This window comes from Paenibacillus sp. FSL H8-0122, from assembly GCF_038005345.1.
GTDB lineage: Bacteria > Bacillota > Bacilli > Paenibacillales > Paenibacillaceae > Paenibacillus_AQ.
In genome coordinates this window covers 4,470,721-4,486,760 of record NZ_JBBOTB010000001.1, presented here as the reverse complement: position 1 = coordinate 4,486,760, position 16,040 = coordinate 4,470,721, and the positions used below count along the sequence as shown (strand labels likewise).

Sequence of the window (16,040 nt, the reverse complement as noted above, 5' to 3'; positions counted from 1 at the left end):
AAAGTAACATATAACGTATGGGTTCCTACCGCTGTTCCAGCATTGATCGGGATATTCTTAACTGACCATGTCTGCCATCCATACTTGTTTTAGCTGTACTACTGAAGTCCACATTTTAAATGCTATAGCCTTCCGCTTCAAATTTCAATGTGTTAAATTTAGTCCGCTCCCTTAACCATATACCCGCACTTCAATAATCTCCGCATACTCACTGCCGTTGGTCTCAAGCACTACCACGCGAAGGCGGCCTGTTCTCACAGCTTCGTTCAGCGTGTGCACCCGCTTGCGCTTGTGGTTGTCACGTTCCCCGGCAACTGTGGTCCATTTGCCGTCCAGGTAAGCTTCAATACGATACTCCTTAACGAGTGTTGGCAGGATGTCGTAAGGCGTAATATGATGATGCAGGTTGATCAGATCCTCGTTGACATCGTCATTGAAGGTGATGTGTACCTGACGGATGGTAACCGGCTCGTTCCAGGCCAACTCCAGCCACTCCGGCTGGCCGGAGGACATCCGGTCAGAGGACCACAAGTGCGGACCGCCGTACGGGCGGAGGTAGCCGTCGATAACTTTATCCGCAGCGAAGGCACTCGTTATCCCGGACAGACGGAGGCATGGAGCTTTGTGGTCAAATTTCTTTTTGTCCCACTGCACTACGGGCTGTGCAGGCGGATTCTCGCCGAAATCCCGCGAGGCTGCGGGGGTCTCATTATGCCCGTAGGCGAGCATACCCGAAGCTGGCTCATCCGCCATATGCAGCGACAGTGCAGGATTGGCCTTCAAGATCAGGAACGCGTTGCGCGGTGACTCCGGCTGCCACTGAACCGGGAGCTTCACCCACTGGGCGGCTCCGGCCTGAACGGGAGCTGACGCGGACTGAATCAGCGTATGGGGAACATAGTTCTCGGGACGTCCGGTCTCCCATAGCTCGACCGTCAGCTCTGCGGCTTCGGCCGCATCGATCAGCAGCTCAATTCCGTCCAGCCCCGGATCGGCCGCAACGGTGATGCCGATGTTCGCTGTGAGCGGGACGCTGAACGCGGATTGCTCTACGCCGAACCGGGTCCGCTCGCTGGAAGCGCTAAGCGCAGCCTTCAGCGCCAGATCGGCATCATCCTCGTTGCGTAGCCCGAGGACGGAAGCATCCTGGCGCAGCATCGTCTGCTGCAGCTCGTTCAGGTGAGCCGCATGGAGTTCGCGCGGCGATATTCTCTTGGCGGCGCAGAGTGCCGCGCCGGTACCAGCCGCTTCGCCAATGACCGCGCAGGTGGCCATGACGCGGGTCGTGCCGAACGCTACATGTGAAGCGCTGATGTCGCGGCCGGCCATCAGCAGATTGCCGACGTTCACCGAATACAGCGAACGGAACGGGATGTGATAGCTGCCGTCCGAATACATATGCTTCGAGCCTGACTCTGTAGCGTATACTCCCTGCGGCGGATGCAGGTCAATGGACCAGCCGCCGAACGCCACACGGTCCGGGAATTCGCGCTGGGCCAGGATATCGTTCTGATTCAGGACATAATCGCCAATGAACCGGCGGTACTCCCGCTTGCCCGGAGTCGAACCGACCCATTCCAGCGTCATGTTGTCAGCGTCGAATTTGCCGGAGTTCTTAATATAGTCCCAGATCCCGTAGATCACAGACCACAGCTCGTCGCGGATGGCCTCATTGTCGTGAACAGTGTCCTGCTCGCCGCCGAATTCGATCCACCAGTAGGCGCAGCCGTTGTCGCCGCTGCGGATGATGCGGCGCTCGGCAATAGAGGTTTGTGTAATATCCTTTGCCATGGCTGGAGCGATATATTTGACCGGATGACCTGCGTCCTTGGTATAGAAGAGCAGTGTGCTGCCGAGCGTAATATCATCTGCGATTAACGGTGCCCATTCCTCATTATATTCTTCGCGTGCTTCACGGCCCAGCCGGTACTCTGCCCCTGCCAGGAAGCCTACCAGGCCATCTCCCGTACAGTCCAGAAAGACCGCGCTTTCAAAAGTAATTCTCCGCTCCGACCCCATCATCCACCCGGTCACGGACCGGAGGCTCCGCTGGCCGCTGCCATCCTCGTAAGCATCGACCTCATGAACATCCGTGTTCAGAAACAGCTGAATGTTCGGTTCGGCCTTAACCGCTTCCAGCACAACCATATCCCAGAGATACGGATTGCCGTCTTTGTTGCGGTACTGGTTCTCCACAAACAGCTCGCCCATAATCCCCGTCTCACGGGCATACCGGTGGATACCGTGCGAGGTTGCGCCGCATACCCATACCCGCACCTCACTGCTGGAGTTACCGCCGAGCACCGGACGGTTATTAATCAGCGCCACACGCTGGCCCAGACGGGCTGCCGCAATCGCCGCGCATCCCCCTGCCAGTCCGCCGCCTACCACAGTTACATCCGTGTTGACCGTTTCACTACGCATTGTTGAACCTCTCCTTTGGTATGTGTTAATATATCCGTAGTTTCATGATAGGATAATCTATAATCAAATGACATGCATATAATTTCTTGATTTATACACTTTATTTCATTGAATAATGCATCTAAGGAGCGTCAGACATGCGCATGAATTGGTCGGTTCGTCCGGCAGTCTATCTGTATTGGGAGCAGAAAAAACAGTTCCTGCTGGAGCACGACACCTACCCCGTGTGGACCTTATTTGCGGTGGAGCAGGGACAATTCGCTTACCGCTTCGGAGACCACGAAGGGGAAGGCGGGTCCGGGGATATCATTGTATGTCCGCCGGGGACAACCTTTTACCGGAGAACACTTAGTCCGTTGACCTTTCATTTCATACAATTCGAATGGGAGGAAGAGGAGGGACCGGAGGACGCCGCAACGCTTGGAGGCAGATGGACTGTCCGGGATGTGGAGCGCCTGATGTCTACCTGCCGCTATATGCGGAGTATCGGAAGAGGGATTCAGGAGGAGCCGGGCTATAGCCGGATGAAGCATATGCTGGAGGATCTGTGGAGGCTGCTTGAAATTGAGCGCAGCAGTGCATCCGAGGAGCTGCGCTCTGGAGAGACAAGCCCGGGCCCGCTGATGCAGCAGGCTAAGCAATGGCTGCTGGAGCATGCCTGTACACCTATGACCCTGCAGGAGCTGGCTGCTACCCTTGATATTACACCGGTACAATTAACGCGGCGTTTCCGTGCAGCCTATGGGACGGCCCCTTCAGATTTCGTGACCGGACTCCGGCTCAGAAGGGCCTGCCAGCTCTTGGAGGATTCAAGGTTGCCCATTGAAGGGATCGCCCAGCAGTGCGGTTACGAGAACGGCTTCTACCTGAGCCGGGTGTTCACGGCGAAGCTGGGCTTAACGCCATCCCGGTACCGTAAGCTGCACCGCGTATAATAATAACAATTGTATGGATCAACGAATTATATTATCATGTAATTAGCTGTTTATCTAATTTGTTGTAAACCATACTGTTTTCTCTAGAAAGGAACGTTTTGAAATGATCGAGAACGAAGCTTCTGCCATCGCGGCAAGAAATATAATGGATGCTGATCAAGATAACACTTTTCCCACATTTGCGTATTCGGTATTAGACCGTTACATTGCCGGGGACATCATCATCGATAAGTCTTCGGCGCTGATCGGTACTTCTTCAGGCATTTATGCAGTGATGGGGGATGAGACTAATGATGATTTTGCACTCATGCTTATGCACGAATTCAAGCGCAGAGAGAAGCTTAATCAGAGGTTTACGTTATTTTCATCCTCTGAACGATGGGATCGAAGAATTAATGAGCTTTTAGGGGCGAAGTTGCAGCGGATGCAGAGGTATTCTTTTACATTCAATGAGCATCGTTTCATGCAATCGGGAAGAGCGGGTATACCGGATGGCTTCCGGCTGAACAGGACAAATGAGGAATCGCTTGAGGGACATAGAGAGTTCGATGCAGCGTACATCCGGAAATATTGGGGATCGGTGGAGCGTTTTGCGGACAAGGGCTTCGGTTTCTTTGTTACGGAACACGAAGTTTTTGCAGGAGAGTGTGTCTCTATATTCTCGTCTGATCAGTATGCGGAGATTGATATTGTGACGAATCCTTTGTATAGGGGAAGGGGCGTGGCGGGGTGTGTTGCCGAAGCTTTTATCCTGGAGAGCTTAGAACGTCAGATAACGCCAAGATGGGACTGTGACCTTCACAATACGGCCTCCATGCGATTGGCGCAGAAACTACATTTTGCCGCTCCAGAGACCTATTCGCTCTATGTGAGGAAGTAAGGCTGAATTATTGTTGTAATATATTCATACAGCGACAGCCAGAGACGTTATCCGTCCTCTGCTGTCGCTGTTTCTATTTGCAGGACAAGAAAGTATAAAAAACAAGAAAAAGAACATAGAAAGCGCAAGAAAATTAAACTTATACGAACTATAATGGGTTATGCTTACCTATCGTTGATTGAGTGTTTGTACATAATGCCCGTGTGAAGGAGGACTTCCGAATTTGAGAACATTCCGTAATCCGGTGCTGCCGGGCTTCTATCCAGATCCTTCGGCCATCCGTGTAGGAGAGGACTATTATCTGGTCACTTCAAGCTTTGAATTCTACCCCGGGGTTCCGATTTTCCACAGCAGGGATCTTGTCCACTGGCGCCAGCTGGGCCATGTGCTGGACCGTCCGTCCCAGCTCAATCTGGACGGGATTCTCCCGTCGAGGGGGATTTGGGCGCCGACCCTCCGGTATCATCAAGGTCTCTTTTATATGATCACAACGTTCGTAGATAATCACAAGGACCCGCATAATTTTTATGTCACATCCGCCGATCCGGCGGGAGACTGGTCAGATCCGGTCTGGCTGGAGGATGCGCCCGGCATTGATCCTTCCCTGTTCTTCGATGAGGACGGCAAGGTCTACTACACCGGTAACCGGGTGCCTCCCGGAGGCCAGGATTATCCGAAGCATATGGACATCTGGCTGCAGGAGATTGATCTGGCGCAGGGCAGGCTTACCGGTCCGAAGCACAGTCTCTGGCAAGGTGCGCTGAAGACTGCCCATGCCCAGGAAGGGCCGCATCTGTATTCCATAGGAGGATGGTATTATCTGCTGATCGCCGAGGGCGGCACCGGCCATACCCATGCGGTAACGGTTGCCAGAAGCCGGAACGTGACAGGGCCTTATGAGGGGCACCGGGCCAATCCAATCCTGACCCACCGCCATCTCGGCAGGGAGTACCCCATCGTGAATACGGGTCACGGGGAGCTTGTGGAGACGCAGCACGGGGATTGGTGGATGCTCTGCCTGGCCTCCCGGACCTGCGGGGGATATTACCGCAATCTGGGCCGGGAGACCTTCCTGACTCCAGTCAAATGGGAGGACGAATGGCCGGTAGTCAATCCCGGCAAGGGCGTACTTGAGCTGGAGGGGCCAGCGCCGGATCTGCCGGTGACGCAGTGGCCGCTGCTGCCGGTGCGGGATGATTTCGATGCCAGGGAGCTTAGCCCCGTCTGGAACTTCCTGTGCACGCCGCGCGGTGAATTCTGGAGCCTCAGCGAGCATCCCGGATATCTGCGGCTGCGGCTGAAGCCGGAGGGGCTGGCGGATACCGGCAATCCGGCTTATGTCGGAAGACGGCAGCAGCATCTCAGCTTCAGAGCCGCAGCGGAGATGCGCTTCCAGCCGGAGGCCGCAGGCGAGAGCGCCGGACTGGCCCTGATCCAGAATGCGGACAACCACTTCCGCTATGAACGGGCGCTGGAGGATGGCAGCCAGCTGCTGAAGCTGACCGTGCGCAGCAGAGGAGCTGAGCAATTGTTGGCCTCTGCGCCGTATCCGCTGGATACCGTACAGCTTAAGGTAGAAGCCAGGGGGCAGGATTACAGCTTTTATTATAGAGCTTCAGTATCAGATACCTGGACCGCACTGCATGAACAGGCTGACGGCCGGGTGCTGAGCACGGATTGGGCCGGTGGTTTTACAGGGGCCTATATCGGAATGTATGCCAGTGCGGGCGGAGAACGGAGCAGCAATGTTGCGGATTACGGCTGGTTCAGCTATGAAGAGCTTGAATAGATCTTGATTAGACAGAGATGGAGGAATACGATGAATAATAAATATGATTCCGAAGTTTATCCAATCCCGGAGCTGCCGCAGATTCCGCAGCGGACCTTCTGTATTACAGACTATGGGGCAGAAGCTGAAGGGCTGCTCTGTACATCTGCTATACAGGATACCCTGGATGCCTGCGCAGCTGCGGGAGGAGGAACGGTGATCATCCCGCCGGGAATCTGGCGTACCGGGCCGCTGACGCTGCACAGCCGGATCAATCTGTGTGCCGAGCGGGGGGCACTGGTACGCTTTGAACCCGAGTATAATCTGTATCCGCTGCTGTTCTCCCATTACGAAGGGACCGCCGGCTGGCGGTGCCAGGCTCCGCTGGACGGTGAGGATCTGAGCGATGTAGCCATTACCGGTGAAGGCATCTTCGATGGCAGCGGTGAGGCCTGGCGTCCGGTGAAGCGCTTCAAGCGGACGGAACTGGAGTGGAATAGCCTGCTTGCCTCCGGGGGAGCCTTGGATGAACAGGGTGAGATCTGGTGGCCTTCCAAGGAAGCGCTTACGGGAGAAGCTTATGTTCTGAAGCTGAAGGAAGGCGGCGAGACAGCAATGGAAGCCTACCTTCCTGCCCGGGCGTATCTGCGTCCAGCGCTGCTGAGCCTGCGGAATTGCCGCAGAGTGCTGCTGGAGGGGCCGACCTTTCAGAATTCTCCTGCCTGGTGTCTGCACCCCATGGGCTGTGAGCAGGTTACAATCAGACATATTCAAGTGCGCAATCCATGGTACTCCCAGAACGGGGACGGGCTGGATCTGGAGTCCTGTACACATGCGCTGGTCGAGCGCTGCGGGTTCGATGTAGGCGACGATGCCATCTGTCTGAAATCGGGCAAGGATGAGGAGGGCCGCCGGGCAGGAAGAGCTTGCCGGTACATTACGATCCGTCATTGTACGGTCTATCACGGGCATGGCGGGGTAGTGATCGGCAGTGAAATGTCGGGCGGTGTATATGCGGTCCGGGTGAACGACTGCGTGTTCATGGGTACGGACATCGGGCTGCGCTTCAAGAGTACCCGGGGAAGAGGCGGCGTAGTAGAGGATATCCGGGTAGAAAATATACAAATGTCAGGCATCGTCCATGAAGCGGTATCCTTCCACCTGTTCTATGCCGGGGTTGAGGGGTCTGAGGGCTATGACGAGCAAGAGGTTCCGGTCACGGAGGAGACTCCTCAGTTCCGTAACATTACGCTGCGGAATATGGCCTGCCACGGGGCGGCAACCGCGCTGCTGGTGAACGGGCTGCCGGAAATGCCGCTTGCTGCGCTTACGGTGGAGAACTTCAGCGCCATAAGCAAGCGGGGGATCATCCTGCGCCATGCAGCAGGTCTGAAGCTGGACCGGATCAGGCTGCAGACGCAGGAGGAGCCGCAGGTACAGATGCATAAGTGCAGTGATGTTGAGCTTGTCCGTTCAGGAGAGCTGGCCATCACGGAGCTTTAAGCAGAGGTGCGGGGCGGACCGGATATTACCCTCCGGACTCCGGTGCAGCCTGTGCTCCCGCTTCCTTACGGTATTGGAGCGGGGTCAGGCCGGTTGATTTTTTGAAAGTTTTATTGAAATGGGACAGATGCTCGAAGCCGACTGCCCCGGCAATCTCCTGGATTCTGGCGGGGGTCCCGGCCAGCAGACGCTGGGCCTCGCGGACCCGGATATGGACGATATATTCCCGGAAATGAAAGCCGGTCAGACGATGAAATACCCGGCTCAAATAAGAGGGACTGATGAAAAAGTCCTTGGCGGTCTCTTCCAGCGTAAGCGCTTCCCGGTAATGGGTGCGTATATAGGTGGCGACATCTGTTACCAGATGGTGCAGCGGATGGCGGGTGCCGCCAGCCTGGGCCGTACTCTCCGAACGCTGGAGCAGAATCATCAGCTCGGTCAATAGCGCGGTGACACAGGCTTCGTACAAGGGCCGCCGGATGCGGGATTCCTCCAGCATGCGGTTCAGCAGGGACTCCGCTTCATTCTGCTCACGCAGGGTCAGCCTGAACAAGCGGTAGCGGCGGCTCTGGAACCACTGCTGCTCGTCCCTCAGCACCGGAGGCAGTAGCAGCGGGTCATAATTGATCAGAATCCGCTCGAACTCGGCCTTCTCGGAGCTTGCCGTGGAATGGAGCTCGCGGCCGGGAATCAGAATCAGCTCGCCTTTGTGAACCGTAACCACCCGGTCGTCCACAAAATATACACGCTCCCCGTCCGTCAGATAATACAGCTCCGTCCATTCATGGCTGTGGGGGCGCGGCATCGCAGTGATGCCTTTGCGCTTCATATGCTGGATGCTGAAGCGTCCGTCTTCAAGATAATATTTGGGATTAGGGCCAGATACGCTGTTCATACATCTCCTCTTCTCCTGGAAGCTGTTACAGTTATTATAGAATACATTCAGGTTGCTGTGAAAGGAGCCGTCCATGTTAATTATAGTCTCGAAGAATGCCGGAGAAGGATTCAGCAGTCTGCAGGAGGCGCTGGATTCCATTCCGCCGGGGGAGATGCAAGCCGTAACTATACGGATTAAGCCAGGGATCTATGAGGAAAAGGTTACGATCGCCCGCGAAGCCCCGCCCATCCTGCTGCTGGGAGAGGATCAGCATTCCACCATTATCTCGTGGAATGATAATGCCCATACGCTCGGCGCGGACGGTGAACCGCTGCGCACCTTCCGTACCGGGACGCTGAATGTGTTCGCAGAAGGCTTCACTGCCGAGAATCTGACCATCCGCAACACTTCCGGCCCGGGAACAGGACAGGCGGTCGCGGCGTTCGTGGATGCCGGGCAGGCTGTGTTCCGTCGTGTACGTCTGTTAGGGGATCAGGATACCCTGTATACCGGGCCGGGGCGGCAATATTATGATGATTGCTACATTGAGGGGGATGTGGATTATATTTTTGGTCCGGCCACCGCGATGTTTGACCGCTGCCATCTCCATAACAAGCGCTCGAGAGGGTATATCACAGCGGCTTCAACGCCGGAGGGAGCCGCCTTCGGTTATGTGTTCCTGGATTGCCGGATTACCGGCGGCGAAGGGGTAAGTGAGTGCTATCTCGGACGCCCTTGGCGCCCTTACGCGCATGTCGCCTTCATCCGCACGGTGATGGACGGCTCGGTGACCGGCGAAGGCTGGCATAACTGGGGGCAGCCGGACCGGGAGCAGACCAGCCGCTATGAAGAGTATGGCAGCAGCGGCCCGGGCGCTTGCCCCGAAGGCCGGGTGGCGTGGTCACGCCATTTAACTGCGGAGGAAGCCGCACAGTACCGGATTCTGTCTGTGCTGGACGGCTGGCATCCCGAGGGCTATTAATCGCTTGGACCATGGTTCATCCTTACCCAGTAACAGGATTGGAGGATTCCCTGATGGAATCACTTGAACAATATATCAATCAACTGACGGCTTCTGCACCGCGCAGCTCTGCCTTCAGGGCAGACCTTCCATTCCGACAATGGCGGGCATCCCTTGCCGCAGGATTCATAGTGCGGCTGGGCGGATTCCCTGCTCAGAGGGCGGCGCTTGAACCGGTACAGCTGGAGCGGACAGTCTGTCCCGGCTATATCCGCGAACGGGTCGGGATTACCACCTATGAAGGACTGCGAATGGCAATGTATCTTCTGCTCCCGGAGCAGCCGCTGTCTTCGCCCTGCCCGGCTGTGCTGGCTATTCACGGGCATGGCTACGGCAGCCGCGAGATCACCGGCTTGAGCCCGGACGGGTCGGAGCGGACAGGGGACCCGGGTCTGCATAAGGATTTTGCCGTCTCCCTGGTGAAGCAAGGCTTCGTCGTTGCGGCTCCCGAGGTACTCGGTTTCGGAGACAGGCGTCTGGCTGAGGATCTGAAGAGCGGCGAGCCTGGACGTAATTCCTGCTTCCGCCTGTCCGCAGCGCTGCTGATGACAGGGCAGACGATGGCAGGCTGCCGCATCTATGAGACGATGCGGGCGCTGGATTATCTGCAGCAGCGGGATGAGGTTGACGGTGAGCGGATCGGCATTATGGGCATCTCCGGCGGCGGGCTGGTGGCAGGCTTCACGGCTGCACTGGATGAACGGATCAGCAGTGCGGTGGTCAGCGGCTACGCCAATACGTTCCAAGACAGCATTCTCACGCGGAATCATTGTCTGGACAATTATATTCCGGGCATTCTGCTGGAAGCGGAGATGCCGGACCTGCTGGGCCTGATTGCACCGCGCGGGCTGTTCCTGGAGGCGGGGGACGCAGACCATCTGTTTGGTCCCGCCGGCGCGAGGGATGCTCTGGAGCGGCTGGAGCAAATCTATGCCGCAGAGGGTCATGGCGGGCAGCTTGCGGCGGATTTTTTCACAGGGGGTCATGAGATTCACGGGGAACCGGCGTATGCCTGGCTGCTTAAGCAGCTTGCCGGTCCGCAGGAGTAGGGTAACAGGTAGCGCAAATGACAGGAGGAATAGAGATGTCTATATCAGAAGCAGTAAGCACAGGCTTATCCCGCAGAATTGCGGATACATTCATCGGTCAATGCAATGAACAAGGGGAGCATGAGTATGTGATGGAGCGCTGGGCGTATGTTCCCGGCATGCTACTGATGTCAGTAGCCCGGGCCGGGATGCAGCATAGCGAGCCTGAGTACCTCTCCTTCATGCAGCGGCATATGGACAGCTTCATCGGGGAGGACGGGGCCATCCGCTCCTATTCGCTGGAGGAATATAACCTGGATCAGATCAATCAGGGTAAGAATCTGTTCTGGCTGTACCATCAGACGGGCGAGCAGCGCTATGCGGAAGCCGCCCATCTGCTGGCAGCGCAGCTCATCGGACAGCCCCGGACCTCCGAAGGCGGCTTCTGGCATAAGAAAATATATCCCTTCCAGATGTGGCTGGACGGATTATACATGGCTTCGCCGTTCCTGGCCGAATACGGGGCGGTCTTCGGGCGTCCGGAGCTGATCGATGAAGCCGCCCGTCAGCTGCTGCTGATTGAGCGCAGAACCCGTGATCCGCGGACCGGCCTGTTCTATCACGGCTGGGATGAATCCAGGGAGCAGGAGTGGGCGGATTCCTCCACCGGATTGTCCGCCCACTTCTGGAGCCGGGCGATGGGTTGGTACGCGATGGCTGCCGTGGACTGCCTGGAGCACTTTCCGCTGACCCATCCGCAGCGGGGTACGGTGATGGGGATTTTTCAGCGGATGTGCGGTGCGCTGGTCGAGGTGCAGGATCAGGAGACCGGCCTCTGGTATCAGGTGCTGGATCAGGCGGGACGCAAAGGCAACTACCTCGAAGCGACAGGCTCCTGCATGTTCGTCTATGCGATGGCCAAAGCCCTGCGGCTGCGTTATCTGGAGCCTTCCTTCAAGGCAGCGATGCTTCGGGGCTACGAGGGAATCCTTAAGCATCTGGTTACCGAAGACGAACAAGGTGTTCATCTGCACCAGATCTGCCACGGGGCAGGTCTCAGCAAGGACCGCAACGGCTCCTACGATTACTACATTTCCGAAGCGGTTGTATCAGATGTGCCCATGGGTGTAGCGCCCCTGCTGCTGGCATCTCTTGAAGTGGAGAGGTACGTTGCCGGGCAATAGACAGACGGTGGAATAAGCTTCACCGTTGCCGGAATTTTGCTGGAAGGGCAGCAGCTTCCCGGGCCGCATTGTATGATAGTATAAGATGTTATTACATCTATCAAGGATATGCGGAGGACACAGGCCAATGGAACAGGAATTACAGAGAATCGTCAAGTGGATCAGCGGTCAGACCGGGAGGGTTATCATAGGGATTTCGGGTCACGGAGCATCGGGAAAGACGACGTTTGCCAGTCATCTGATCAGCCTGCTCGGGCAGGAGAATGTGAATCTTTTGAATACAGACCCTTACATTATCGGTTCTAGTCTCAGGAAGTACGCGATGATTGACTATGAATACCACAATGAACAATACCGTGATAAAATGACGGCGTGCCACCTGCTGGCCCATAACGTTGCCGCGCTGGAGCGGGATATCCGTATGCTGAGGGACGGCCTCGGCCTGTATACGATGGATACCCATTACACCAAGAGTACGCTGTTATCTTCGCGCAACAAGATTAATATTGTCGAAGGCATGAGTGTTGCTTTTACCGATCCGGGGCTGTATGACCTCAAAGTATACCTGCACACGGATGGGGAGACCGAGCTGAGGCGCAGGGGAATCCGGGATGTGGCCGAGCGGGGCACGGATATCGGATACTTAATGAAGTCCCATGAACAGCGTAGAATTCAGTATGAATTATTCATGCATCCGTATCATGAGAAGTTCGAGATTGTGATTAGGAATCAGGAAGCTTAGTTTCTGACCACAAGTAGGTTGAAAAGCTGCGGCTCCATCTATCCAGATTTCAGTGGACAGACGGGGTCGCAGTTTTATGATTTAGGGACCGCAACTGATGCTGCATATTTCTCTATCTGCTTCTTATGATGCTTGTCGTGGGAGATGAAATCTCTCAGATACCTGCGGATGTTGAATTTCTTGCCGTCCCCATCGGGATGATTCTGTTCCAGCGCCGCATCGCTGAAAGAGGCCGCAAGCCCGGTAATCTTGGTCCGGTACAGGACGAATTGCCGGATGGCTTCCTGCCGGGTCACAGTTCTGGCGTATAGAACCGCATTGGCATTGAATGCATTGAAGTCCAGATGCGCAGCTGTCAGCGGCAGGCCTTCTTGGATTTTGACCAGGGCCTCTTCATAAAAGTATTTGTCCCACAGCATGATGTGGCAGAGGACATCCTGCAGGGACCATTTTCCGGCCTCCAGCGGAGCCTCCCAGTCTGCATCTTCCAAGCGGTCCAGCGATTGAATATAGGTGATGAACGATTCAAATTCAAGGATGAGCTGCTTATTGGTTTTGGCTGCCATGATCATTCCGCCTTTTCTGTCAGATTGAATAAGAGATTATATCACTCATTATAATATGAGAAACTGGACGACAGCCTGTCAGGTTCACAGAATTCATAGACCGGATGATAAATCAGTCATTAGGAGGTTTTTTTCACTTTCCCGGTTAGAAAATAAAATCCGGAAATATACCAATCTTTTACCGGAATCATGCTATAATTTTAACGGATTCATAGGGCTTAAGGATTAGATAGAGCAAGGGAATTTATAATTTGTATGCTTTTATAACTACATAGTCGGGGGAATCAGTTTGTTTATCACGAGAAGTGTAAGAAAAAAAGTAATAGCTGGAGCACTCGCCATATGTCTTGCGATATTGCCGGCTGTCTCAGCTTTTGCGGGCAATGTATCCGATCTCGGTGGTAATTGGGCGAAGAATCAAATCAGTAAATGGATGGATCAAGGTCTGATCGCCGGCTACCCTGATGGTGAATTCAAGCCGAATAACCCGGTGACTCGGGCGGAATTAACGGTTTTGATTAATAGGGCTTTTGGATTCACTGAAACGAAAAAAGCTAATTTTAGCGATATCTCCAGCAGTAAATGGTATTATTCAAGTATTTTGCAGGCTAATGCTGCGGGCTATGTTCAGGGCTACGAGGATGGGACCTTTAAGCCTGATCAGAAGATCAACCGTCAGGAGCTGGCTGTGATCATTAGCAAGCTGCTCAAGCTGACAGCACCGGCTGCGGCTCCTGAGTTCAGGGATATTACTAAGAGTGCAGCTTGGAGCAAAGGTGCTATCGGGGCTGTAAGCGAACAAGGTATCATGACGGGTTCCGGTGATGGGAACTTTCGGCCCCTCGCTTATGCAACCCGGGCAGAGACAGTAGTCATTTTGGACAGGGCGCTATCCTTGCTAAATGCAGATTCCGATGAATATGTAATCATCTATGAAACACCAGGTATCTATGGTCCGTTGTCAGGAATGTCGGAAGTAGACAGTGATGTAGTGGTCAGCGTGCCAGGTATCACACTCCGTAATATGAATATCACTGGAGATCTGCTGCTGGGCGAAGGCATAGCTGAAGGCGATGTGCGGCTCCAGAATGTAACAGTAAGAGGAAATACCGCAATTGAGGGCGGCGGGGCTAACAGTATTCATCTTGCGGATTCCACACTGGGTTCTGTGCGTGTTGACAAGGAAGAGGGCAGTGTAAGAGTGGTTGCTGAAGGAAAGACCCAAATCCATAACCTTCAGATTCAGTCCGCTGCTGCCGTTGAATCCCTCACCGGTGCTGAGATCAGTACCCTTACGTTATCACCTGAAATTCCAGCCGATGCCCGCATTCTGTTGACCGGCAGCTTCAAGGCTGTAAATATTCTTGCATCACGCCTTAACATTGAACTCAGCGGGGGCACTGTCGAGACAGTCAACGTTGATAAGACAGCGGGCAGTAATAAATTGGCCAATAGCAGCAATATCAAATCTATGACAATGAACGCCGGAATACAAGTATCGGGTAAAGGCAACATCGGGAATGCGGTAGTCAACGCTTCGGGCATTACAATAGAGAATGCTCCAGGTAATCTTACGATCGGCACAGATGTTCCGGCAGATGTGAAAGTGAATATAGCTGGTTCTGATAAAACAGTAGCTGCGTCTTCTACAGTTCCTACAGCGGCCGTGTTAGTTGGAGGCGGAGGGGGAGGAACTGGTGGAGGCGGCAGTACGGCAGAAACTCCGGTGCCAGCAGCGACACCAACAGCAGCACCAACGGAGGAGCCAACAGCAACGCCAATACCAACAGCGGAACCGACGGCAACGCCGACACCAATAGCAACGCCAGAACCGACGGCAACGCCGACACCAATAGCAACGCCAGAACCGACGGCAACGCCGACACCAGCGGCGACAGCGAAGCCAACGGCGGTAACTTCACCATCACCATCACCATCACCGTTAGCGACACCAACGGCGGTAACTTCACCATCACCGTCCCCATCCTCGTGGCCGGAAGTAACACCGACGCCCACACCTTGGTCAACGGCAACGGCAGCTCCAACACCGCCTAATATTAATCTTAGTCTTATAAAAGGGGTCATTGAGCATGCAGACGGGAAGGTTGTAGATACAGGCACTATATACGTAGAACGGGATAACGATCATACGATTTACATCGCTGGAGTGATGAACGGGCAATTCTTGATGAATTTACCGGATGGGACGTACAGAATTTACTCCATGCGTTCTACAACTACACAAGAGAATATTTCACTCTACTATATGTTTTACGTTATGAATGGCAAGGCTGACCGGGAAGTGCATATTCTCATTCCTGAGCAGCAGGCAGGCATGATACAGTATTCGGACGGGACAATAGTTGAGGATGGAGAAATTTTTGTACAGCGCCTGGACAGCGGGCCGATTGGCTGGTATAGTGCCAAAATCCAAGCAGGCAGGTTCAACTTTAATTTACCCGACGGTCATTATAACGTAGAAATGTTAATCTATGGCGAAACTAACAATCAATTAAGAATTAATTATTTATTTGAGGTCATTGACGGGAAGAGTAATCTGAATATAAAATTGCCTCCAAAAATTGAAGGAAGCATTACCTTCGCGGACGGCTCCCCGATTGACGACGGATGGCTGGAAATTAGAGAAATGAATGCTCAGAATTTCGGGGTTTATACGGTCAATGTGGTTGCAGGTAAGTTTGATCTTTATTTACCGGATGGCGCTTATAACATACAGATGCTGAACATTAAGAATTCAGAAAGTATACCCTTACGTACACAGATAACAATTGTCAATGGTGAACCTGCCGCCGGACCGGTTGATATCAAGGTACCTTTAGCAATATCAGGCAAGATCTATAATGAGGATGGAACTCCACATGCTAATGGAGTGCTAATGATTACTGAGGCCGGTACGGATTCTCCGCTTTCCTATGCAGCAACAGTTACCAATGGCAATTTTGATTTTTATCTGCCGGATGGGGAATACGATGTATATTTCTATTGGGATGCTGAGCATCAGAAGAGAATCGATATAAATCGTAAATTTAAAGTTAAAGAGGGCCGGCTTGTTGATCCCCTGGATATTACTTTGGCTAAGGAATAATAACCA

General features: G+C 54.1%; 12 protein-coding genes. 9 read left to right on the top strand and 3 right to left on the bottom strand.

From position 1 onward, the window contains the following. Positions 1-171: 171 nt before the first annotated feature. A complete protein-coding gene (locus NSS64_RS19415) occupies positions 172-2,424 on the bottom strand; it encodes an FAD-dependent oxidoreductase (protein ID WP_341141202.1) in 2,253 nt (750 codons plus the stop codon). A 137-nt stretch (positions 2,425-2,561) separates the two neighbouring features. Between NSS64_RS19415 and NSS64_RS19410 the strand changes: the two genes are divergently transcribed. The 4 genes from NSS64_RS19410 to NSS64_RS19395 all read left to right on the top strand — a co-directional run bounded on the left by NSS64_RS19410 (position 2,562) and on the right by NSS64_RS19395 (position 7,510). Beyond that, positions 2,562-3,359: an AraC family transcriptional regulator gene (locus tag NSS64_RS19410; RefSeq protein ID WP_341141201.1), complete on the top strand. Its 798-nt coding sequence runs from the start codon at positions 2,562-2,564 to the stop codon at positions 3,357-3,359. A gap of 103 nt (positions 3,360-3,462) precedes the next feature. After that, positions 3,463-4,239 (top strand): GNAT family N-acetyltransferase, encoded by a 777-nt coding sequence (locus NSS64_RS19405; RefSeq protein ID WP_341141200.1) that lies wholly within the window; start codon positions 3,463-3,465, stop codon positions 4,237-4,239. Between the two features lie 223 nt (positions 4,240-4,462). Further along, positions 4,463-6,028 (top strand): glycoside hydrolase family 43 protein, encoded by a 1,566-nt coding sequence (locus NSS64_RS19400; RefSeq protein ID WP_341141199.1) that lies wholly within the window; start codon positions 4,463-4,465, stop codon positions 6,026-6,028. A gap of 30 nt (positions 6,029-6,058) precedes the next feature. Beyond that, entirely contained in the window at positions 6,059-7,510 is a 1,452-nt protein-coding gene (locus NSS64_RS19395) for a glycoside hydrolase family 28 protein (protein ID WP_341141198.1), read from the top strand. 25 nt (positions 7,511-7,535) lie between these two features. Here the strand turns inward: NSS64_RS19395 and NSS64_RS19390 are convergent, their stop codons facing one another. After that, on the bottom strand, positions 7,536-8,405 hold the full coding sequence (locus NSS64_RS19390) for a helix-turn-helix domain-containing protein (protein WP_341141197.1): 870 nt from the start codon (positions 8,403-8,405) through the stop codon (positions 7,536-7,538). A gap of 73 nt (positions 8,406-8,478) precedes the next feature. Between NSS64_RS19390 and NSS64_RS19385 the strand changes: the two genes are divergently transcribed. From NSS64_RS19385 to NSS64_RS19370, 4 genes are all read left to right on the top strand, one after another. Next, entirely contained in the window at positions 8,479-9,369 is an 891-nt protein-coding gene (locus tag NSS64_RS19385; protein ID WP_341141196.1) for a pectinesterase family protein, read from the top strand. Between the two features lie 53 nt (positions 9,370-9,422). Beyond that, complete coding sequence (locus tag NSS64_RS19380; protein ID WP_341141195.1) at positions 9,423-10,457, top strand: dienelactone hydrolase family protein; 1,035 nt, start codon at positions 9,423-9,425, stop codon at positions 10,455-10,457. A gap of 35 nt (positions 10,458-10,492) precedes the next feature. Next, a complete protein-coding gene (locus NSS64_RS19375) occupies positions 10,493-11,620 on the top strand; it encodes a glycoside hydrolase family 88/105 protein (RefSeq protein WP_341141194.1) in 1,128 nt (375 codons plus the stop codon). Positions 11,621-11,747: 127 nt separating this feature from the next. Next, positions 11,748-12,362, top strand: coding sequence for a uridine kinase family protein (locus NSS64_RS19370; RefSeq protein ID WP_341141193.1), 615 nt, complete (start codon positions 11,748-11,750; stop codon positions 12,360-12,362). Between the two features lie 74 nt (positions 12,363-12,436). Here NSS64_RS19370 and NSS64_RS19365 read toward each other — a convergent pair whose 3' ends face one another. Next, entirely contained in the window at positions 12,437-12,928 is a 492-nt protein-coding gene (locus NSS64_RS19365; protein ID WP_341141192.1) for a DinB family protein, read from the bottom strand. Positions 12,929-13,217: 289 nt separating this feature from the next. Here NSS64_RS19365 and NSS64_RS19360 point away from each other — a divergent pair, with 289 nt between their 5' ends. Next, the gene (locus tag NSS64_RS19360; protein WP_341141191.1) at positions 13,218-16,034 is read left to right on the top strand and encodes an S-layer homology domain-containing protein; all 2,817 of its coding nucleotides are present in this window, start codon (positions 13,218-13,220) and stop codon (positions 16,032-16,034) included. The last annotated feature ends 6 nt before the right edge of the window (positions 16,035-16,040 follow it).

What these genes read in the sequence shown, in the direction of transcription:
- NSS64_RS19385 (WP_341141196.1), top strand. Translation starts at nt 8,479, where the DNA reads ATGTTAATTATAGTCTCGAAGAATGCCGGAGAAGGATTCAGCAGTCTG.
- NSS64_RS19380 (WP_341141195.1), top strand. Translation starts at nt 9,423, where the DNA reads ATGGAATCACTTGAACAATATATCAATCAACTGACGGCTTCTGCACCG.
- NSS64_RS19375 (WP_341141194.1), top strand. Translation starts at nt 10,493, where the DNA reads ATGTCTATATCAGAAGCAGTAAGCACAGGCTTATCCCGCAGAATTGCG.
- NSS64_RS19370 (WP_341141193.1), top strand. Translation starts at nt 11,748, where the DNA reads ATGGAACAGGAATTACAGAGAATCGTCAAGTGGATCAGCGGTCAGACC.
- NSS64_RS19395 (WP_341141198.1), top strand. Translation starts at nt 6,059, where the DNA reads ATGAATAATAAATATGATTCCGAAGTTTATCCAATCCCGGAGCTGCCG.
- NSS64_RS19365 (WP_341141192.1), bottom strand. Translation starts at nt 12,928, where the DNA reads ATGGCAGCCAAAACCAATAAGCAGCTCATCCTTGAATTTGAATCGTTC.
- NSS64_RS19390 (WP_341141197.1), bottom strand. Translation starts at nt 8,405, where the DNA reads ATGAACAGCGTATCTGGCCCTAATCCCAAATATTATCTTGAAGACGGA.
- NSS64_RS19405 (WP_341141200.1), top strand. Translation starts at nt 3,463, where the DNA reads ATGATCGAGAACGAAGCTTCTGCCATCGCGGCAAGAAATATAATGGAT.
- NSS64_RS19410 (WP_341141201.1), top strand. Translation starts at nt 2,562, where the DNA reads ATGCGCATGAATTGGTCGGTTCGTCCGGCAGTCTATCTGTATTGGGAG.
- NSS64_RS19415 (WP_341141202.1), bottom strand. Translation starts at nt 2,424, where the DNA reads ATGCGTAGTGAAACGGTCAACACGGATGTAACTGTGGTAGGCGGCGGA.